The organism is Aequorivita sediminis (genome assembly GCF_032080575.2).
GTDB classification, from domain to species: Bacteria; Bacteroidota; Bacteroidia; order Flavobacteriales; family Flavobacteriaceae; genus Aequorivita; species Aequorivita sediminis.
The window spans coordinates 22,990-44,188 of the sequence record NZ_JAVLSO020000002.1 but is presented as its reverse complement, the minus strand read 5'-3'; the positions used below and the strand labels follow the sequence as shown (position 1 = coordinate 44,188).

Genomic DNA, 21,199 nt, shown 5'->3' with positions numbered 1-21,199 from the left:
GAAGTAAAATTGATATAAAGCTTGACGTTTTCAAAATTCAACGGTGAAGTAGATTTACATTTAATACAGCACTTTTCTTAATTGATAACCTTCTCGCGCTTCGACTCTTTTTTGCAACAACTTAACACTATTTTTTTTGGTAGTAGCGTAACTTCCTACTAATTTCGCTACCTATTTAAATGTATGAAAGACAGTAAACAACGTAAATACGATATTGCTTATTTAAGGATGGCACGAGAGTGGAGTAAGTTATCTTATTGTAAGCGTAAACAAGTTGGTGCGCTTATTGTTAAAGATAAGATGATTATTAGCGATGGCTACAATGGTACTCCAACAGGTTTTGAAAATTGCTGTGAAGATGATGAAGGCATAACAAAATGGTACGTATTACACGCGGAAGCTAATGCAATTTTAAAAGTAGCTTCAAGTACACAATCGTGCGAAGGTGCAACGCTATATATTACCATGTCGCCATGTAAGGAATGTAGCAAATTGGTTCACCAAGCAGGTATAACAAGGGTAGTATATTTAAATGAGTATAAAGATAATGCTGGTATCGCTTTTTTAGAGAAGGCAGGAATTAGCATTCAACATATTCCAGATTTGGAAACAGAATAATGACAGACAATAATCCCACAAATTTTAGTAAACACAGAAAATACTTACCACTGTGGGTTGGATTAGCACTTGCTATTGGCGTATTTATAGGTTCGAAATTCAATTTTGGAGACAAAACTGAAAAAATATTCGCAACTAGTTCAAAAAAAGATAAACTAAACAGGCTTATAGATTACATCGATTACGAATATGTAGATAATGTAAACACAGACAGTATTGTGGATGTTACCGTAAATGGAATCCTTGAAAATCTTGATCCTCACTCGGTTTATATTCCGAAGAAAAGCTATGCACATACTGCCGATGATATGCGTGGAGCCTTTACAGGAATAGGGGTTAGTTTTTACATCTATAAGGATACTATTGCTGTTAAAAGATCAATTACAGGAGGGCCAGCTGAAAAAGCGGGTATCAAAGGCGGTGATCGTATTCTTTATGCCGATGGTAAAAAACTTTTTGGCGAACTAATTAATCGCGACAGTATTTCTAGTTATTTAAAAGGTGAAATAAACAGCAAAGTCGCATTAGATGTTTATCGTCCAAGCGAGAAAAAAATACTTGATATAACTGTACGAAGAAATAAAGTGCCGCTTATTAGTGTTGATGCTTCGTATAAAATTACAGATGATTTAGGCTATATAAAGCTCAACCGTTTTTCTGAAACTACTTATAAAGAGTTTGAACGAGCTTTAGAAAAATTAAAAGCAGATGGCGTATCTAACTTGGTTTTAGACCTTCGTGATAACCCTGGGGGGTATATTTCTACTGCAGAAAGAGTCGTAGACGAGTTTTTAGAAAACAACAAACTTATTCTTATCACAAAAAATAAAAGTGGTGATATAAACAAAACCTACGCTTCCCGTCGTGGCGAGTTTCATCATGCAAAAATTTATGTTCTAATTAATGAAAACTCAGCTTCGGCAAGTGAAATTGTAGCTGGTGCACTCCAAGATAATGATAAAGGTATTATTGTGGGGAGAAGATCGTTTGGAAAAGGGTTAGTACAGCGGGAAATGTCTTTAGGTGATGGAAGTGCAGTACGGTTAACAATTGCGCGCTATTACACTCCAACTGGTCGTTCCATACAGCGTCCTTATGGCAATGGGAATGATAATTACTATAGCGATTATGAAAAACGCTACCGAAATGGTGAGTTAATCCATTTAGACAGTATTAAAGTTGCTGATTCTTTAAAATATACGACTCCTAAAGGAAAGGTTGTTTATGGTGGAGGTGGTATAATTCCGGATGTGTTTGTTCCTAAAGATACAAGTGTGGAAAACGAAACACTGCAATACGTTTCAAAAAGTGGGTTTATGAGCTATTTTATTTTTGAATATCTCGAAAAGAACAGAGTTAAATTTGAAGGAATGAACTTTGAAGAATTCAGAAATAATTATCAGGCTGATGATAGTCTAGCTACTGAATTTATTGAATATGCTCGGCTTAACGAGGCTCAGATAGACTTGTCTAATTATACCGAAGAGCTAAAAAGATTATTGAAAGCAAATATTGCGCAACAGTTGTATGGTCCTAATCAGTTTGAGATTATACTCAATGAAACTGATCCTATGCTTCACAAAGTATTGGAATTAGAAGCAGCTGCTAATTCTTCAGAAAAAGAAGAGTAAGATTATCTCTTTACCTTAGAAGCTATCTTCTTAGAAATCAATAATATTCCAAGTAAAATAAAAGAACACATTCCAGCTAGTATACCAAATACCGCAACTGAGCTATCTCCCACAAGAATGTTATCGAACTCTAATTTTGTAGCGTTAAAAATTATCAAGGCGAATGATAAAGCCATCAAGATGTAGATAAATACTTTCATAGTAATATTTTATTAAATTCAGTTTTTCAATAGTATCCGATTAAAATTTAATTGAATAACAGTTGAATGTTTGAAGTAAATAGTTTTACTGCAATTGCTAGCAAAATTACACCAAAAACTTTTTGAATCACAGCAATTCCGTTTTTTCCCAAAAAGCGTTGCAATTTTCCTGAAGTTTTTAGTACAGTATAAATAATTACAATGTTTACTACTATAGCTACAATTATATTTTGAATTTCATATTCCGCACGTAATGAAAGGAGTGTAGTTAAACTTCCAGGTCCTGCTAATAATGGAAAGGCTAAAGGAAATATTGAAGCCATATCGGGGTTTGTATCTCCTTCTTTAAAAAGAGTTACTCCTAATATCATTTCTAAAGCAATAAAAAAGAGAATTAATGCACCTGCAACAGCGAATTCATTAACATTTACGCCAATTAGATTTAGGATACTCTCCCCGAGAAAAAGAAATAGAATCATAACAATCGCCGCAATTATGGATGCCTTTGCAGAATTAATATGACCTGCTTTATCACGTAAGCCAATAATAATTGGAATGCTTCCAATAATATCGATTACAGCAAAAAGAACCATAGTGGCCGTTAGTATCTCCTTAAAATTTAATAGCATAGCGAAATTTTTCAGGCGGCAAAAGTAAGTTTTATGTTTGGTCTAATAAAATAAATAAAGAATAAAATAAAAAGTTTTTTTAATACCATAAGATATTGAATATTAACACCTAATGATTGAATTAGGATAGGTATGATTGAATTAGGATAGGTGTAAGGTTGGATAATAGCCTCCATGTGAATCTTCCATGTTCTAGTGTAAGGAAAATATATGAATAAGTTACAAATAAATAAGCTTTTCATATTTAAAATTGAATCATTTGTTTGATTTAACCCCGGTAGGCGTAAAATTGTATCGAAGTAGTATATTTGCAAAATGTTTCAACTAGGAAAAACAATAGTATCCGAAGACATAATCAAGAAGGATTTTGTCTGTAACCTCAACGCTTGCAAAGGTGCTTGCTGTATTGAAGGGGAGGCGGGAGCACCCCTAAATGAGGAAGAAGTACAAATTTTAAAAGATGTATACCCTAAGGTGAAACCATTCCTTCGCCCTGAAGGAATTGCATCCATAGAAGAGCAAGGCACTCACGTAGTATCCGATTTAGACGAACTAGAGACTCCTCTGGTAGCTGGAAAGGAGTGTGTTTATGTAACATTTACCGATAAAGGTATTGCAAGTTGCGGAATCGAAGACGCTTATAACGCAGGCGAAATAGACTTTAGAAAACCTATTTCTTGTCACTTATACCCTATACGCGTTCAAGAGTATAGTGAGTTTTCTGCAGTAAATTATCACCGTTGGCCAATTTGTGATGACGCTTGTACCTTAGGGAAAGAACTTCAAGTACCCGTTTATAAGTTTACAAAAGATGCTCTTATCAGAAAATTTGGCGAAAATTGGTATACTGAACTAGAAAAAGTGGCTTCTGAGTTATAGGGGTTTCCCCCATTTTTCGTATATTCTAATCATATTTAACTGGCTTTGTTTAACTTAGCTTCTGAAATCCTTTTTTCTGCAATCAAAATTTTAGAATTATGAGAAAATTTATAGTAGCACTTTTTATACTGGGTACACTTATAGCGTGTAAAGATAATCCTGTGAGCAAAAAAGTAAAAGAAACAAGAGAATCGGTCTCCAATACTACAAATGCTGTAAAGGAAATGACCAAAATGCAGGATGATATTAAAGACCTGCAAGAAACTACTCCACTAACCAACGAAGATTTTAAGAGTTGGCTTCCCGACGAAGTTGATGGTATGAAGCGTATAAGCTATAAAGCTGGCCAAACTGGGATGATGGGAATTTCATCTATTGAGGCTACATATGCTAATGAAGACAAGTCTAAAAAATTTAGCTTTAATATTATCGATGGAGCCGGTCAGATGGGGGCAGCTGCAACAGCAGGTATGAGAATGGTAATGACACAAGACTTTGAAGAAGAAGATGAAAATGGTTTTAAAAGAACCACAACTAAAGGAGGGACTAAAGCTATTGAAGAATATAGAACTAGAGATAATAGAAGTAAAATTCAGCTTATGGAAGGCAATCGCTTCTATATAGATGCTACTGGAACTAATATGGATCTCGATGAAACTTGGGATGCTATTGATGAATTAGATATAGACGACTTAGGTTAATTCAACTTAAAAAACATTAAAAAGGGCTGAAAGCAGTAGTGTTTTTAGCCCTTTTTGTGTTTTGGAACATATGTATTCAGGATTGTTACAATAGTGTTATACTTCGCAAAATGATATCTTTAAATTTGAATATATAATTATTGAATATTAGACAAAAGTGAGGAGATTGTTTAATGTTAAATATGTAAGGCCGTGATATCGCGGCCTTTTTTTTGTGGTATATTGATTGAAGTAAGATTTTTAAAAAAATTTCAGAACTTAATAGCTCTCAAGTCATTTCATTATATTTACCGCATGCGTAATTTTCTTCTCATTTTAATTTTATTTGTAACTACAGCGAGCTTTTCGCAGAGCGATGCTTTGGCAAAAAATTACTTTGAACAAGGCGAATTTGAAAAAGCACTTCGCATCTACGAAAAACTAAGCGAGCAAAATCCCTATCGAATGGATTTCTTTTTGGGAATGGTGGAAGCAAATCAACAACTCGAAAATTTCTCTAAAGTTGAAGCCCTATTAAATGAAAAGCTAAACGGAAGTCGAAATTACCCTCAACTTCATGTAGAATTAGGATACAATTATTCGCTTCAAAATAAAGCAGAATTAGCAACTGAAAATTATAATAAAGCCATTGAAACACTAGACTTAAACCCAAATTTCGCTTATAATGTGGGCGCGGCATTTCAAAAATATAGCCTATTAGATGAAGCTGTTGCAACCTACGAGAAGGGAATGAGCTTAAACGATAAAATGGATTTTCATACGCAGTTGGCTAGAATCTACGGGGAACAAGGGCAGCTCGAAAAAATGTTTGACAGCTATATTAAGATTATTGAAAGAAACCTAAGCTTTAAGTCATCAGCACAACGCTATTTTAGTCAGTTTATAACTGAAGATTCAAATAACGATGCAAATCAAATTCTTAGAAGAATTCTTCTTCAGCGCTCACAACAAAACCCAGATGTACTTTACAACGAATTGTTGAGCTGGTTGTTTATTCAACAAAAAGAATACAAAAAAGCTTTTGTTCAGGAAAAAGCAATTTACAAACGCTTAGGTGTGGAATTACGTGGAATTACAGAGTTAGCCTATATTGCAATAGCAGATGAAGACTATGTTTCGGGTAGAGAAATAGTGAGTTACTTAATCGAAAACTCCTTTACACCTCAAAGTAGATTACAAGGCAATCAGATTTTAATGCAAATGGAAGTCAAAACTGCCACTCCAAAAGAATATGCCGATATAGAGAAAAAGTTTGAAAGTTTATTAGAAGAGTTTGGAAGCGGACGAGAAACATATCTATTGCAAATAGATTACAACCATTTTTTAGCTTTTCAGAATAACAAAAAAGAACAGGCTATCAAAAACTTAAAAGCCTTAGCTAAGGAGCCGTTATCTGCTTACCAAGAAGCTAGGGTGAAAATGGAACTTGCAGATATTTTGGTGTTTGACGAAAAGTTCAACGAAGCCTTGATTTACTATTCTCAAATTCAGAAGAAAGTTCAGAGCGATGTTCTTGCACAAGAAGCAAGATTTAAAGTGGCACGCACCAGTTATTTTAAAGGCGATTTTGATTGGGCTCAAGTGCAATTGGATGTATTAAAAAAATCTACATCCCAACTAATAGCGAATGATGCTATGGAGCTAAGTTTATTGATAAGCGATAATACTATTGAAGACACTACTCAAACTGCGCTGAAAAAATATGCTCGTGCAGATCTATTGGCTTTTCAAGATAAAAACTCCGAAGCTATTTTAGTTTTAGACGATATTTTAACCAACCATAAAGGTGAAAAAATTGAAGATGAAGCTCTTTTTAAGCAAGGCAAAATCTATGAAAAGATAGGTGAATTCGCTAAAGCAGAAAGCAACTACCTGAAAATAATAGAATTTTATAGCGATGATATTTTAGCCGATGACGCTCATTATCACTTAGGAAAAATTTATGAAGATCAATTAGATTTACCTGTAAAGGCAAAAGAACATTACGAAGCAATAATTTTTAATTATGCCGATAGCATTTATTTTATTGAAGCTAGAAAAAAATATAGAACTTTGCGCGGAGATGCGATAAACTAATATCAATTAAAACTTAATAATCAATATTCCATTACTTTTGAAGAAAGATAGGGATTTCGATTCTAATAAAATTAAACTATGTACATATATAACGTTACAATGAATGTAGAAGAAATTATCCACGATATTTGGTTACAGTGGATGTTATCTGATTACATTCCAGCGATGCTAGCCACAGGTAAATTCAGTAAAGCACTTATGACGCGTGTTGTTGTTGAAGAAGAAATGGGAGGAAAAACCTATTCGGTTCAATACACTACAGATAGTAAAGAAACACTGGAGAAATATTTTGCTGAAAACGCCGAGGAACTTCGCGGTAAAAGCTTACCTTTTGAAGGGAAAGTTGTTTCTTTCCGCACCGAACTTGAAGTGATTGGTGAAGCACATAATGAGCATTTCAGAAAAAATTAATTTTGCTGCGTTTGTGGGGAAAAACCTTTTCAGTTTTTTACAGTTAAACATCCTTTTAAAGGTTATGAATGAAGAAAAAATCGAAGATTCAAAAAGAAGCTAATACAACCGGTGCAGTACGCGCCAAAAAACACCTAGGGCAACACTTTTTAAAAGACGAAGCTATTGCCGAAAAAATCGGGGATACACTTACGCTTGAGGGTTATAAAAACATTTTGGAAATTGGCCCTGGAATGGGAGTTCTCACCAAATATTTAATAAATAAAGATGCTGAGGTAATAGCTATGGACCTCGACGCCGAATCTATTGTTTATTTAAAAGAAAATTACAAAAACAAAAATCTCAAAATTGTTGAAGCAGATTTTTTGAAATACGATCTGTCAGAACTATTCAATGATGAACAATTTGGCATAACAGGTAACTTCCCGTATAACATTTCAACACAAATTGTATTTAAAATGTTGGAATGGAAAGAACAAATTCCAGAGTTTACAGGAATGTTTCAAAAAGAAGTTGCTCAACGTATTTGCGAGAAAGAAGGAAGTAAGGCTTACGGAATACTTTCGGTTTTAACCCAGGCATTTTATGATGCCGAATATCTATTTACAGTGCCTCCTACAGTATTTAATCCACCTCCAAAAGTTGATAGCGGCGTACTAAGGTTAAAACGGAAAGAAGATTTTTCAATTCCGTGTGATGAAAAAATGCTTTATAAAGTAGTGAAAACTGCTTTCCAACAACGTAGAAAAACGCTTCGAAATAGTTTAAAATCTTTTAATATTTCTGATAAACTAAAAGAAGACACTATCTTTGGCCAACGTCCAGAACAACTTTCTGTTTCACAATTTATAACGCTTACAAAAAAACTGGAGAATGATGCAATTTCAACTGACTAATGAATTTATTGAGCAGGTTGAACAGCTAATTGCTAATAACGATGGCGAGCAGCTAAAAGCATTATTAAATGAATTTCACTTTGCCGATATAGCAGAGCTTCTACACGAGTTAGACACCGACGAAGCCACTTATATAGTAAAGCTTTTAGATAGTGAGGTTACTAGTGAAATCTTAATCGAACTTGATGAAGATTTTAGAGAGCGAATATTAGACAACCTTTCGCCTTCAGAAATTGCAGATGAGCTTGAAGAAATGGACACCGATGATGCTGCCGATATTATCGCAGAACTCGATGACGATATTCAAAAGCAAGTAATTCGGCATATCGAAGACGAAGAACACGCTGCTGATATTGTAGACCTTCTTCGTTACGATGAAGATACAGCCGGGGGGTTAATGGCAAAGGAGTTGGTAAGCGTTAAAGAAACTTGGACAGTAGCAGGATGTGTACGCGAAATGCGCCGTCAAGCCGAAAATGTTACTCGTGTTCATTCTATTTATGTTACTGATAAAGAAGGAAGACTGAAAGGAAGGCTTTCTTTAAAAGATTTACTTACAGCCCCGGGAAGAGCACATATAAGTGAGGTTTATATTCCTAAAGTGGACTACGTAAGAGTTAATACCGAAGCCGATGAAGTTGCTCGTATTATGCAGAAATACGATTTGGAAGCAATTCCCGTAGTAGATGAAGACGGAATTCTTGTTGGAAGAATTACTATTGATGATATTGTAGATTATATAAAAGAAGAGGCTGAGAAAGATTACCAGTTAGCTGCCGGTATTAGTCACGATGTTGAAGCCGACGATGGTATAATTAAGCAAACTCGAGCGCGCTTACCTTGGCTTTTAATTGGAATGTTTGGTGGTTTAGGTGCTGCAAGTATAATTTCAGGATTTCAAGAAATATTAGAGAGCTTTCCAAGAATTTTAATTTTTGTGCCGCTTATTCAAGCAACGGCTGGAAATGTAGGAGTACAGTCTAGTGCGATAGTGGTTCAAGGTTTGGCAAATGATACTATAAAAGGCAATATTTTTGCCAGGCTACTTAGAGAATCTGGTTTGGCCTTAGTAAACGGTCTTGCCATCGCGCTTATAGTACTTTTTATAAGCCATTTTATCTTTTCAACGAGCTATTTAGAGTCTATTAGTATAGGTATAGCCCTTGTGAGCGTAATTCTTTTGGCTGCATTAATCGGAACTTTTATTCCAATTATTTTGGATAAAAGAGGAATCGATCCTGCAGTAGCAACGGGACCATTTATTACTACTAGCAACGATGTTTTCGGAATTCTAACTTATTTCTTAATTGCTAAATTAATACTGGGATTTTGAAATCGGATATCTTTATACAACATTTCACCGTACCCGCTTCGGCAATAGATGGGTTAAACCATGTTAACAATGTAACTTACCTTCAATGGTGTTTAGAAGCAGCCGAAGCTCATTGGATTTCTAAAACTTCAGAAGAACAACGTAAAAAAAATGTTTGGGTAGTGCTTAATCATTTTATTTCGTACAAAGCTCCTTCATTCTTAGGGGAAGAATTAGAAACACACACCTGGATTGAATCTTACGAAGGTGTGAAAAGCGAAAGGCATTATAAAATAGTACGCCCCGCAGATGGTATAGTTATTGTTGAAGCACAAACACTCTGGTGTTTCTTAGATGCTGAAACTTTTAAACCCACTAAAATCACTGAAGAAATTTCAAAAATTTTCCTTTAAATAAGTAGGTACACATTCTACTTACAAAACCATAATTTTCAATACTTTTGCCTACTTGTATAAGGAGTTAAATAATCCTTATTGGAAATAAAGCCGAACTTACTTGAGCGTTTTTAAAAAACTATTTAAGCAAACATTTATCTATGGTTTAGCCACGGTTTTACCAAGGGTAATGGCTGTGATATTAGTGCCGTTATACACTTCGGTAATGCTGCCAGAAGAATACGGAATTTACTCTACTTTAATGGCATATCTTATCTTAGGAAATGTCTTGTTGAGCTACGGAATGGAAACTGCCTTTTTCAGGTTTGTAACCAAAGACACTACCAACCAGAAAATTGTACAGTCCACAACTTTAACATCGCTCACAGTTTCTACTTTGGTATTTCTAGGAATAACGATGCTTTTTAGAAATCAAATTGCTGTTATTGCCGATTTTAAACCTGAATACGTTACCTACGGTCTGTTAATTTTAGCTTTGGATGCTTTGGTAGTTTTGCCATTTGTTTGGTTTAGGGTAAATGAAAGGCCTTTGCGCTATGCTGTAGTAAAAATCTTTAACGTTGTTATAAACTTAACTTTCAATCTGTTTTTCTTATTAATGCTTCCTAAACTGGCGGAAAACAGTACGTATTGGAATTCGCTATGGTTTCCAGAGAATAAAGTGGCTTATGTTTTTATGGCAAACTTAATTGCAAGTGGGGTAACCCTCTTGGTATTACTTCCTTTGTATGTTAAAATTGGTTTTGGCTTCAGTAAAACTATTTGGAACCAAATGATGAAATATGCAATTCCTGTTCTTATTGCCGGAATTGCATTTAGTATTAATGAAGCCTTTGATAGAATACTGTTAAAGTATCTATTACCTGAAAACGTTGCTGAGGTTGAGGTTGGTCTATATTCGGCTTGTTACAAGCTAGGAATGTTTATGACGCTCTTTGTAATGGCTTTCCGTTTGGGAATAGAACCATTTTTCTTTAATCACTCGGGGCATGCAAATGCAAAAACCACCTATGCAACTATCACCAAATATTTTACGCTCTGCGGTTGCCTTATTTTACTGGGAGTAATAGTTTATATAGATCTTTTTAAACAAATTCTAATCCCAAATAGCCAATATTGGGAGGCGATTAAAATTGTACCTATTATTTTATTAGCAAATCTGTTTCTCGGAATTTACCACAATCTTTCAGTGTGGTATAAAGTTACAGACCGTACTAAATACGGAGCTTATATTTCAGTTTTTGCAGCTGTAGTTACCCTAGTGCTAAACTTTGTTCTAATTCCGTATATCGGGTATATAGGTTCGGCCTTTGCAACTCTGGCTGCTTATGGAAGTATGATGGTGCTTTCGTACCTTTACGGCCGTAAGTATTACAATGTTCCTTATGAGGTAAAAAAGATAGTTAGCTACTTAGTTTTAGCTATAGGCTTTTCAGCAATTTCCTTTTACCTCTTCGATCGAAATATTTGGATAGGATCTGCGTTATTATTACTGTTTATCGGTATTTTATTCTATTCTGAAAAGAATGAGTTTTTAAAAATATTAAAAAAGTAAAGTTAAAAATGAAAATATTATTTTCTATTATCTGTATGTTCGTGTTATTGTCATGTAATGATGCGAATAAAGAAAACCTAGAAGTAAATGAAAATGAAAAGTCAGGTTTTTCAGTTGAGTTATTAGAAAATTATTTTCCTAAAAATGAAATCGAGTTTAATTCTCCTGTTAAAGCAGTTGTTATTGGGGATAAAGTGCGCTTTGAAAAGTTTTTTGGAGTAGCAAAAAATATGAATAACGTAATTTTACCAATTGATTTTGAGGAGAATAAAGTTGTTGCGCTAATAGCTAAACCTAGTAATGTTAAACAGGAAATTTTTATTACTGCAACAGAGCTTAAAAAGAACAAATTACTTGTTAAATATAAATTGAAACAGGGAAAAACTCTATCATTTACAGCTACAGACTTAAAGATGTTTACGATTCCCAAATCGGTTTACGCTGTAGATTTTGTTGTTGATAGCGACAAATCGGAAAACAATTAAAAAGAAAAGCTTTGAAAGTAAAAATTATAAACAAATCTAATTACCCACTACCGTCGTACGAAACATTTGCTTCTGCCGGAATGGATTTACGGGCTTGCATTGATGGGCCATTAACACTAAAGCCATTAGAAAGAGCAATTGTAAAGACAGGGCTATTTATAGAATTACCTGTTGGTTTTGAAGCTCAAGTTCGTCCTAGAAGCGGCTTAGCAGCCAAAAAAGGAATAACAGTATTAAATTCACCGGGTACAATAGATGCGGACTACCGTGGTGAAATTGGAGTGATTTTAGTGAATCTTTCAAACGAAGATTTTACAGTTGAAAACTCCGAACGTATTGCACAATTAGTAATTGCAAAGCACGAACGCGCCGAATGGGAAGAAGTAGACCAACTTTCAGATACATCACGTGGAGCAGGAGGGTTTGGAAGTACTGGCAGTAAATAGTAGTTTCTGACAGATAGAAGCGTTGAAAACAGAATTATAAAATTTAAATATAAGTTTAATTAAATATTCTTATAATCGTTTAATTTATAAGGGTATAAAATAAAAATCTCTGTGTTTTCAGAGGAAGATATATGAAAATTATTGTACCAATGGCAGGTCGCGGAAGCCGCCTTCGCCCACACACCTTAACAGTTCCAAAACCATTAATTCCAGTAGCCGGAAAACCAATTGTACACCGTTTGGTCGAAGATATTGCTGGGGTTTTAAATGAAAAGATAGACGAAATTGCATTTATTCTTGGCGATCCTGCCTTTTTTGGAGATGATGTTATTGCCGAACTTGAAACACTTGCAAAAGGTTTAGGAGCAAAGCCAACTATTTACAGACAGCTAGATCCTAAAGGAACTGGTCACGCAATTATGTGTGCAAAAGATTCATTATCTGGCCCAGCGGTAATCGCTTATGCCGATACTCTAATTCGCGCAGATTTCGACCTAGATAAAGATGCAGATGCTGTGATTTGGACTAAAAGAGTAGAAAATCCAGAAGCATATGGAGTGGTAAACTTGAATGAGAAAAACGAAATTATCGAGTTGGTTGAAAAGCCAGAAGAATTCGTAAGCGACCAAGCTGTGATAGGAATCTATTACTTTAAAGATGTGGCTCAACTCAAAAATGAGCTGCAGTTTGTATTAGATAACAACATTATAAACGGAGGTGAATATCAAATTAACGACGGAATTAAAAGAATGATGTCGTCTGGAAAAATATTTAAAACCGGAACCGTAGATGAGTGGATGGACTGTGGTAATAAAGAAGTAACAGTTGAAACCAATCAAAGAATGTTGGGCTTTCTTGCAGATGCAAATCAGCAATTAATTTCAGAAAATATTACTACTGAAAATTCTAAAATAATCGAGCCTTGCTTTATTGGGGAAGGCGTAGTATTAAAAAATAGCACGGTAGGTCCGTTTGTATCTTTAGGTAAAGGTACGGTAGTTGAGGATAGCACAGTGAAAAACACTATAATTCAGACAAATTCTAAGATTAAAAACGCTAATCTTGACAATGCGATGATTGGTAATTACGCTACATTTGATGGTAAATTTACCAATGTGAGTATTGGAGATTATTCTGAATTGAAATAGCATACAAATGTCCCCTTGAATGCAGTCGAGGGGACATTAATACTTAAATTTACAACTGAAGTCTCGCCTGGGCTTGAACAGACATAAAACTTGAAACAACGTTTTTTATATACTATCATTTTTCTCTTTGGAATTATTGTTCCGCAGCATATTTATGCTCAAGAAATAAATCCTTCTTCACCCAAAGACAATAATGATACTGTTGAAAACCCGATGGATGAGTTGGGGAATGTAAGTGATGCATTTCAGGAAAATTTTTTCGAAGGTCTTAAACAGAAAGCGATAGAAAACTACGAGCTGGCACTTTCAGCATTAAATAAGGCTGAAAAAGCTGCCAACACTGAAGAAAATAAAGCGGTGGTGTATTTTGAGATGGGTAAAAACCACGTCTTTTTAAAAGAGTATGACCTTGCTGAAATAAATTTCAATAAAGTGCTTAAAGCTCAAGGTGATAGGCTAGATGTTCTTGAACAGTTTTACGACTTATACTATCGTCAAAAAGAGTATGAAAAATCAATTCCTCTCGTAAAAAAGTTAGTGGAATTTGATGAGGATTATAAAGAAGATCTTGCAAACCTATATACGCTTACAAAGAAGTATGACGAAGCTTTAAAACAGTTAGACGATTTAGATGAAACTTGGGGTGAATCGGATATTCGCAATGCGTTAAGAGCGCAGATATACCGCGCTACCGGAAATACTGAAGGTGCAATAGAAAATCTTGAAGGCAAGATTGACAAAAATCCTAAAAATGAAAGAGAATACTTAAACCTTATCTACCTGTATAGCGAGCAAGGAAATACCGAAAAAGCCTTCGAAACAGCAAAAAGTTTATTGAAAACTAACCCTAAATCTGAGATAGTGCATTTAGCACTTTACAAATTTTACTTAGGTGATGGAAATGCTACTGAGGCAATAAACTCGATGAAAACTGTGTTTGCATCTGAGGAGATTGATAAAGAAACTAAAAATAAAGTTCTCGCAGATTTTATTCAGTTTGTAAATTCAAATCCAGATTATGAAGCAGAACTGACAAAAGTGGTAGCACAGTTTTCTGTTGAAAATGGACGTGTTTATGAAAAGATAGGAGACTATTACGCTGCAAAAAACAGAAAAGAAGATGCCTTAAAAGCTTATGAAAAAGGGATTGTTATTAATCCAGACAATTTCAATCTTTTAAAAAATACCATCTTGTTGCAAATCGATTTTCAAAAATATGAAGCTGCGGCCAAACTGAGCTCGGAAGGATTGGAAATTTTTCCAGCGCAACCACTTTTATATTTGCTTAACGGAGTTGCAAACAATGGCTTAAAACTGAGCGATAACGCCATTGAAAGTTTAGAGATGGGATTGGACTTTTTAATGGAAGATCTCAAAATGGAGCGTGATTTTTACAATCAACTTAGTTTAGCTTATTCGCAAAAAGGCGATGCAAAAAAAGCAAAAATCTATTCAGATAAAGCTGTGAATCTTAAAATGCCTAATTAGTTTTATGAAGCTGAAACCATATTACTTAATCTTTTTACTTATACTAGCCTCTTGTGGAGGAACTAAGTCTGTAACTAACGTAAAACACACTTCTGCTAAGGAAGTTATTTCTTCTCATAAAATGGCTGCTCCCGAATTTAAAACCTTGGCAGGCCGTATGCAGTTGCAGTATGAAGACGAAAAGAAGTCGCAAAGCATAACCGTTAGCTTGCGCATGGAAAAAGATAAAAACATTTGGGTGAAAGCTTCCATCTTAGGAATTACAATTGCAAAAGTGTTAATCACGCCAACAAGCGTTAGCTATTATGAAACAATCGGAAAAACTTATTTTGAAGGTGATTTTGCACTTTTAGGTGAATGGCTGGGTACGCCAATCAACTTTCAGCAGGCACAAAATCTACTTTTAGGGCAATCAATATTTACTTTAAACCCTGGAGATTATTCGTCTGAGGTGTTTCAGAATAAATTCAAAATTCAACCAAAACAACAGCCTAGGAATTTTATACATTCGCTTTTTATAAACCCGGATAATTTTAAAATAGCTTCAGAAACATTATCGCAACCTGATGACAATCGCATATTGGCTATTCGTTATGGAGACTATCAAAAGGTGGAAGAACAATATTTTCCAAAAGGTATAATGATTAATACTTCTGAAAACGAATCGAGCACATTAATTGAAATTACGTTTAGAAAAATTGATTTGAATGTGAACATAGGTTTTCCATTTGATATTCCGGAAGGTTACGAAGAAATTCAACTTAATTAAATGAAGCAATTCTCGACATATATTTTATTATTTTTCTGTTTCCTAACAGTTACTTCTTCCTTTGCCCAAATAGACAAACAAAAGGAACTAGAGGAAAAACGACAAGCTATACTTAAGGAGATTAAGCAAATAAACTCTCTTCTTTTTAAAACTAGAAAAGAAGAAAAATCTGTGCTTTCACAAGTAGAAGATTTAAATCAACGTATTACAGCTTCAGAAAATTTAATTCGAGTTACAAACCAACAAGCAAACTTGCTTACTCGAAATATTAACGATAATATCAATAAAATAAGTGCCCTTCGTGAGGAGTTAAAAGTGATGAAAGCTGATTATGCAGCCATGATTCAAAAATCGTATAAAAGCAAAAACCAACAGAGTAGAATAATGTTTTTGCTTTCATCTGAAAACTTTCTACAAGCCTATAAACGGGTTCAGTATATGAAGCAATACGCGGCGTTTAGAAAAAAACAAGGTGAAGGTATAAAAGCAAAAACTGATGAATTACAACTATTAAATGCTAATTTAATAGATCAGAAAAAGCAAAAACAAAAGTTGATTGCCGAAAATGAACAAGCAAAAAGAAAGCTTACCGAGGAGAAAAAGAATCAACAAGCTCTAATGGCTACTTTAAAGAAAGATGAGGGCAAATTTGTTTCGCAAATACGTGAAAAGCAAAAAGAAGCCGATGCTATAGACCGTCAAATTGAAGCAATAATTAGAGCTGCAATTGAAGAAGCAAACAGAGTTGCAAGAGAAAAAGCGGCTGCTGAAGCTAAAGCAAAAGGAACAACGGTAGCTACTACAACAAAAAACAAAATAACAAAGCCAGCTAAATCGGAAGAATTTTCATTAACTGCTGAAGACAAGGCCTTGGCAGCGAGTTTTACAAATAACAAAGGAAAACTGCCTTGGCCAGTAGAAAAAGGAATGGTAACTAAGAGTTTTGGTACGCATAGGCATCCACAATTCCCGAATGTTACAACTAATAATAGTGGAGTTGAAATTGCTACAAATGATAACTCTGCTGTGCGTTCTATTTTTGAAGGACAAGTTTTATCTATACAAATGATAAAAGGTGCCAATAAGGTGATTATTATTCAGCATGGAGACTATTTGTCTGTGTACAGTAATTTGGCTACAGTTTCCGTAAACAAAGGCGATAAAGTATCTACCAAACAAACTATTGGTACCGTAGCAAAAAGCGCTACAGAAGGGCGTACACTATTAAAGTTTTATATTTACAAGAATAAGACAAAAATTAATCCAGCCGATTGGATTTATAGAATGTAGTATATTTTCTTAAGCAAAATGCACTTAATTTTAAAGGGCAAGATTTTGCTGGAATTTACAATATAATGGTTCTATACCACATGTTTTCATCCTTTGAATATCACAGGTATACTTATCATAATTCGGATTATAATTGATTTGCCAAGTTGTTCTTTAAATTAATTTAAACCCGAAATATCTAGAATAGATTATCATACTCGGTTTCGCTAACTCCTATTTCTACTAATTACTTGCTAATTAATACCTATAAAATTATTGTTAATCATAAATATGGGATATCTATTCTCATAGGTATAGTGATAATACTATGGTTTTTCAGCTAATTAAGAATTGGACGTTTACAATACCAAATAAAATTTTTTACAACCACTTCAACTGAAAACTTTATGGAAATGAACTTTATGTTTTAACGATGCTGATTGACAAAAAAAAGAGGCTGTCTTTTTAGACAGCCTCTTAAAGGAAATTAGAATTTTACCTTACTTGAATTTTTACTGTACTATCAATTTTTTAGTAGCACTAGTTTTTCCAGACTTTATTTTAACAAAGTAGATACCTGTAGCGTATCCAGAAACATTAAGTGTTCCTCTTGTTTTTCCAGTCATTTCAGTTTCGGTAATAGTCTGTAATCTTTGGCCTAAGCTGTTGTATAGTTCAATAGAAACATCGTTTTGAATACTAGTGTTTAGATTGATAACCACTTCACTAGATGCAGGGTTAGGGTACATGGTTACATTGCTGAAAATTTCTTTATCTATACCTAATGATCCATTAACGTTTATATTATCAATATACGTGCTATTTCCATAACCAGTAATATTTACAAATCTAAATTGAACATTTTCGCCTAAATAAGCTGATAGATCTATAGTTTCTGTACGCCAATGATTGGCTGAATTAGGAACCCAAGGTCCAGTAAAATATCCTGGTATTGTAGAAAGATCTAAACCTTGTTTGTAATATATTTGATTAAAAGTAGCTCCACAATCGGTGGATATATCTACTCTAAAAGCATCAGAGAAACTTGAAGAGTATTGCGCTTTAGCAAGGTCAAAACTTAAGTTTGCTGTATTCGCGGTTGTTAAGTCAATATACAGAGTTTGTAGTATATCTTCTTGTCCATTGCCGTTGTAGGTATTGTTATCAACGTAAGCAGTTAAAGTAGTGGCTCCATCACTTCCGGTAACACTTCTAGGCGTCCATGTAATACTATTGTCTGGATTAAAGATAGTCCATCCCTCAGGTGGCATTCCGTTTACATCAAACGGCTCTTCGTAATCTAACTGAGCTGCTTCAGTTGCTGAATAGAAGGTAAGTGTATCCTCATCGTTATTTGGGTTTTCATCACCTGGTAAATCTATCGAAACAGTTAAATTGTAAGTTCCACTTGTCGTTATATTAATTTGCTCTGCAAAATCAAAAATCATAGTCTGACCCGAAGTAAGTGTTTCTGTAAATGTTTCAGTAACAATACTTCCACTGTCTAATTGATAACTAACATCAAAATTAGTTTGTGAATCAATACCAGTATTTGTCAACTTAGCCGAAACAGTCACAGGTCCTGGATTACAAATTTGATTGAAGTCACTTGGAGTGTTATTTACCTCAACAGCAACATCATTAGATAACGTACAGTTAAGTAGTCCACCGTCGTGCTTTCTTGCAACACTTCTACGTCCTTCCCAACCTTCTGTATCATTTTTCGCTAAAACTGCATACCATAGCGTTGCTTCTGGGTCTGTAATTGGAACAGTAATAGAGTTAGTATTAGAAGTACCAACAACCTCCATGTATTTTTCACCTAGTATATAAAAATCGTAAGATTCTGCATCTGTAACAGCATTCCAAGTAAAGGTTGCTGTAGATGGACACACTTGACTAACTAAATATCCTGTTACTAAAGGAGCAATGTCAAAAGTATCGTCACTTACATCTTGGGACGATCCATTGCTTACGCGAATTAACGCTTTACCAGACACTGAGTTTGGTACATTCCATTCGTAGTTAGTTGTCGAGCTAGAAACAGTTGCAATGTTGTTCCAGCTATTTCCATTATCAAGTGAGTACTCAAGTTCAAAACTTGAAGTAGTGTTTACTGCAACGGCATCCCAGTGGATGGATTCAGCTTCACCTGGAACTACACTTTCACCTCCATTAGGGTAAGTTACAGTGATGTTTTCAGAAATAACTTCATATACCACAAAGTACTCTTGTGGACCAACAGGTACATTAAAACCTGTTACGTTTATGTCGTAGTTTCCTGATGTTGGATTGTTAATCACAACTTGTTCCACGTTATTAAGACGATCTATACCATTTGTAGCCGGTAAGTTTAATGTTGTAGGATTTGGAGTTGGATCTAGAATATACGGTAGGTGATCTGTATTATTTGGATCATTTACCACTAAATCTAAATCGTTAACCAACGCTGGGTTAGCGCCTGGAGATGCAGGAGCATCACTCCAATATACCATAAAACGCACTTGCTTAGTACCTGCAGGAACATTTATTGAGTGGTTGTTTGCATCACCTTGTGAGATAGTGCTAGAAAGATAACGTTCGTCTTCGATAAGCTTTGCAGCGCGAAGTCCGTTTACTATACCAAAACCAAACTTGTAATCAGGTCCAACGTTTCCAGCATCGTTAGCAGTGTTTAATAAAGCCGCTTTAATTAGTGCAGATTGAGGAAGATCTCCGCCATTTAATCCTGCATAGGCTTCGTATAATTGAGCCGAAACACCAGCAATACCTGGAGCAGCTCCAGAAGTTCCACCGAAGCTTCGGTAAGTGTTGTTTTCATCTGTAGACATTTGATTTTGACCATTTGCAGCAATGTCTGGCTTAATTCTACCATCATGTGCAGGTCCCCTACTACTTGAAGATACCAAAGAACCGTCAAAATAAACGTTTGCAGTAGCGATTACGTTTTTACCTTGTTTGTGACCCCCTGTAATATTTCCCCATTGGTTTCCAGCTCCATATCCACAGTTGTTTCCATTGGAATTTCCTGCAGAGAATACGTGAAGAAGGTTAGGTAAATCTTTTGTTTGAGTATCCACAGTACGTGTAATAGTAGTATATCCATCATTACAACCATTACTATATGAAGAGTTTGTGATTACTACATCCCCGCTATTAATTAGTGAAACGGTTGGTCCATCTAAAAAGCTTGGTATGTAGTTTACTACGTGAAGTGTTGAACCAGCAGCCATACCTCTGTACGAAGGATTTAAGTTTCCTGCTCCAGACATAATTCCTGAAACACCATCACCGTGATTCTGTCCTGTACCACTAGCTTGTGAGTTGTCTATTCTTCCTTGAAAATCGATATGAGGTCCTACAATACCATCATCACGGCATAATACGCCAATTCCCTCACCAGTGTAGTTTCTACCTGCAGTAGTTTGAGTATCTAAATTACTTGAACGGTGAAGACTTCTACCACGAGTATCATCTGGAACAGAAGGAGCTGGAATTAACTCAATCCATTTTACAAATGAAAGATTTGCAAGGTCCTCTAAACAGTTGTTTGGAATAGAAAGTTCTATATTATTTGCACCTTTATATTGTTGCTTTACTGCAATTTGTCTTTGAGCTAACTCTTGAATAACTTGATCTGCCGAAATATTTTTGTGAAACTCTAAAGTCACCAAAATGTTATCCCCATCCATAGCCCAATACTCATAAGGAGGGTTTTGTAACTCCTTAGAAAGTTTTGCATTTCCATTTACAGCAACAATAGAACGTACTCCGTTATTTCTTAAAAAATCTACAGAAGTATTTTTTGGGAAATAGAATAAGTATGTGTTGTGAGGAATGTATTCAATTAATTCTAAATTGTTTTGTTTAAAAGCATCTTGAACAGATTGCTTTGGAGTTTCATAAAATTGAACCCAACCTACATAGCCTTCAGCCATTTTAGCTGATACAGGAAGTTGACTCCATTTAAAGCTTGAGATATTTTCAGGCATCTCATAATTTTCGCCCTGAAAATTGATGTTGTAATTATTTTGCCCAAAGGAAGTCGAAAAGACAAATACTAAGGCAAAAAACAAAAAAAGTCTGAACTGGGGAAGTGTAGTTTTTTTCATAATTGCAAATAAGTTAATAATAAATTCATAAGGATTTCTACTAAAAGATTCCAAATATATTTATTAACCTTTAAAAGCAATCAAGATTTCGTACAAATATTCTACTTTAACAATTAAAGTGCTTAAAAAAAGAACGAAACTTAACGTTCTAAGTGTAA

General features: G+C 34.8%; 19 protein-coding genes. 16 read left to right on the top strand and 3 right to left on the bottom strand.

What is annotated here, in order from left to right:
* Positions 1-183 precede the first annotated feature (183 nt).
* Both RT250_RS03670 and RT250_RS03665 read left to right on the top strand, forming a co-directional pair.
* Entirely contained in the window at positions 184-618 is a 435-nt protein-coding gene (locus RT250_RS03670) for a deoxycytidylate deaminase (protein ID WP_313112264.1), read from the top strand.
* The gene (locus tag RT250_RS03665) at positions 618-2,249 is read left to right on the top strand and encodes a S41 family peptidase (RefSeq protein WP_313112262.1); all 1,632 of its coding nucleotides are present in this window, start codon (positions 618-620) and stop codon (positions 2,247-2,249) included. Before RT250_RS03670 ends, RT250_RS03665 begins: the two co-directional genes overlap by 1 nt.
* Before the next feature lie 2 nt (positions 2,250-2,251).
* Here RT250_RS03665 and RT250_RS03660 read toward each other — a convergent pair whose 3' ends face one another.
* Both RT250_RS03660 and RT250_RS03655 read right to left on the bottom strand, forming a co-directional pair.
* Positions 2,252-2,449 (bottom strand): hypothetical protein, encoded by a 198-nt coding sequence (locus RT250_RS03660; protein WP_165145699.1) that lies wholly within the window; start codon positions 2,447-2,449, stop codon positions 2,252-2,254.
* A 47-nt stretch (positions 2,450-2,496) separates the two neighbouring features.
* Entirely contained in the window at positions 2,497-3,078 is a 582-nt protein-coding gene (locus tag RT250_RS03655; protein WP_313112259.1) for a MarC family protein, read from the bottom strand.
* A 315-nt stretch (positions 3,079-3,393) separates the two neighbouring features.
* On the opposite strand from RT250_RS03655, the gene RT250_RS03650 reads away from it, so the two are divergent.
* The 14 genes from RT250_RS03650 (at position 3,394) to RT250_RS03585 (ending at position 16,950) form a co-directional block, all read left to right on the top strand.
* Positions 3,394-3,957: a DUF3109 family protein gene (locus RT250_RS03650; protein ID WP_313112257.1), complete on the top strand. Its 564-nt coding sequence runs from the start codon at positions 3,394-3,396 to the stop codon at positions 3,955-3,957.
* A 98-nt stretch (positions 3,958-4,055) separates the two neighbouring features.
* Positions 4,056-4,658, top strand: coding sequence for a hypothetical protein (locus RT250_RS03645; protein ID WP_313112255.1), 603 nt, complete (start codon positions 4,056-4,058; stop codon positions 4,656-4,658).
* Positions 4,659-4,952: 294 nt separating this feature from the next.
* A complete protein-coding gene (locus RT250_RS03640; protein WP_313112253.1) occupies positions 4,953-6,734 on the top strand; it encodes a tetratricopeptide repeat protein in 1,782 nt (593 codons plus the stop codon).
* A 78-nt stretch (positions 6,735-6,812) separates the two neighbouring features.
* Complete coding sequence (locus RT250_RS03635) at positions 6,813-7,145, top strand: DUF4286 family protein (RefSeq protein WP_313112252.1); 333 nt, start codon at positions 6,813-6,815, stop codon at positions 7,143-7,145.
* 68 nt (positions 7,146-7,213) lie between these two features.
* Positions 7,214-8,041: a 16S rRNA (adenine(1518)-N(6)/adenine(1519)-N(6))-dimethyltransferase RsmA gene (rsmA, locus tag RT250_RS03630; protein WP_313112250.1), complete on the top strand. Its 828-nt coding sequence runs from the start codon at positions 7,214-7,216 to the stop codon at positions 8,039-8,041.
* Positions 8,019-9,374 carry a magnesium transporter gene (gene mgtE / locus RT250_RS03625; RefSeq protein WP_313112248.1) on the top strand — a complete coding sequence of 452 codons (1,356 nt, stop codon included), beginning with the start codon at positions 8,019-8,021 and terminating at the stop codon, positions 9,372-9,374. Before rsmA ends, mgtE begins: the two co-directional genes overlap by 23 nt.
* Positions 9,371-9,766, top strand: coding sequence for an acyl-CoA thioesterase (locus RT250_RS03620; RefSeq protein ID WP_313112246.1), 396 nt, complete (start codon positions 9,371-9,373; stop codon positions 9,764-9,766). Before mgtE ends, RT250_RS03620 begins: the two co-directional genes overlap by 4 nt.
* A gap of 103 nt (positions 9,767-9,869) precedes the next feature.
* On the top strand, positions 9,870-11,324 hold the full coding sequence (locus RT250_RS03615; protein ID WP_313112245.1) for a lipopolysaccharide biosynthesis protein: 1,455 nt from the start codon (positions 9,870-9,872) through the stop codon (positions 11,322-11,324).
* Between the two features lie 8 nt (positions 11,325-11,332).
* Positions 11,333-11,809, top strand: coding sequence for a hypothetical protein (locus tag RT250_RS03610; protein WP_313112243.1), 477 nt, complete (start codon positions 11,333-11,335; stop codon positions 11,807-11,809).
* A gap of 11 nt (positions 11,810-11,820) precedes the next feature.
* Positions 11,821-12,255: a dUTP diphosphatase gene (gene dut / locus RT250_RS03605; protein WP_313112241.1), complete on the top strand. Its 435-nt coding sequence runs from the start codon at positions 11,821-11,823 to the stop codon at positions 12,253-12,255.
* A gap of 131 nt (positions 12,256-12,386) precedes the next feature.
* On the top strand, positions 12,387-13,403 hold the full coding sequence (locus RT250_RS03600) for a sugar phosphate nucleotidyltransferase (protein ID WP_313112239.1): 1,017 nt from the start codon (positions 12,387-12,389) through the stop codon (positions 13,401-13,403).
* Between the two features lie 90 nt (positions 13,404-13,493).
* Positions 13,494-14,891 carry a tetratricopeptide repeat protein gene (locus tag RT250_RS03595; protein WP_313112237.1) on the top strand — a complete coding sequence of 466 codons (1,398 nt, stop codon included), beginning with the start codon at positions 13,494-13,496 and terminating at the stop codon, positions 14,889-14,891.
* Between the two features lie 4 nt (positions 14,892-14,895).
* A complete protein-coding gene (gene lolB1 / locus RT250_RS03590) occupies positions 14,896-15,660 on the top strand; it encodes a lipoprotein insertase outer membrane protein LolB1 (protein ID WP_313112235.1) in 765 nt (254 codons plus the stop codon).
* Positions 15,661-16,950, top strand: a complete 1,290-nt coding sequence (locus RT250_RS03585; RefSeq protein ID WP_313112233.1) for a murein hydrolase activator EnvC family protein — start codon at positions 15,661-15,663, stop codon at positions 16,948-16,950.
* 491 nt (positions 16,951-17,441) lie between these two features.
* On the opposite strand, the gene RT250_RS03580 is transcribed toward RT250_RS03585, so the two are convergent.
* On the bottom strand, positions 17,442-21,041 hold the full coding sequence (locus tag RT250_RS03580; protein WP_313112231.1) for a S8 family serine peptidase: 3,600 nt from the start codon (positions 21,039-21,041) through the stop codon (positions 17,442-17,444).
* Between the last annotated feature and the right edge of the window lie 158 nt (positions 21,042-21,199).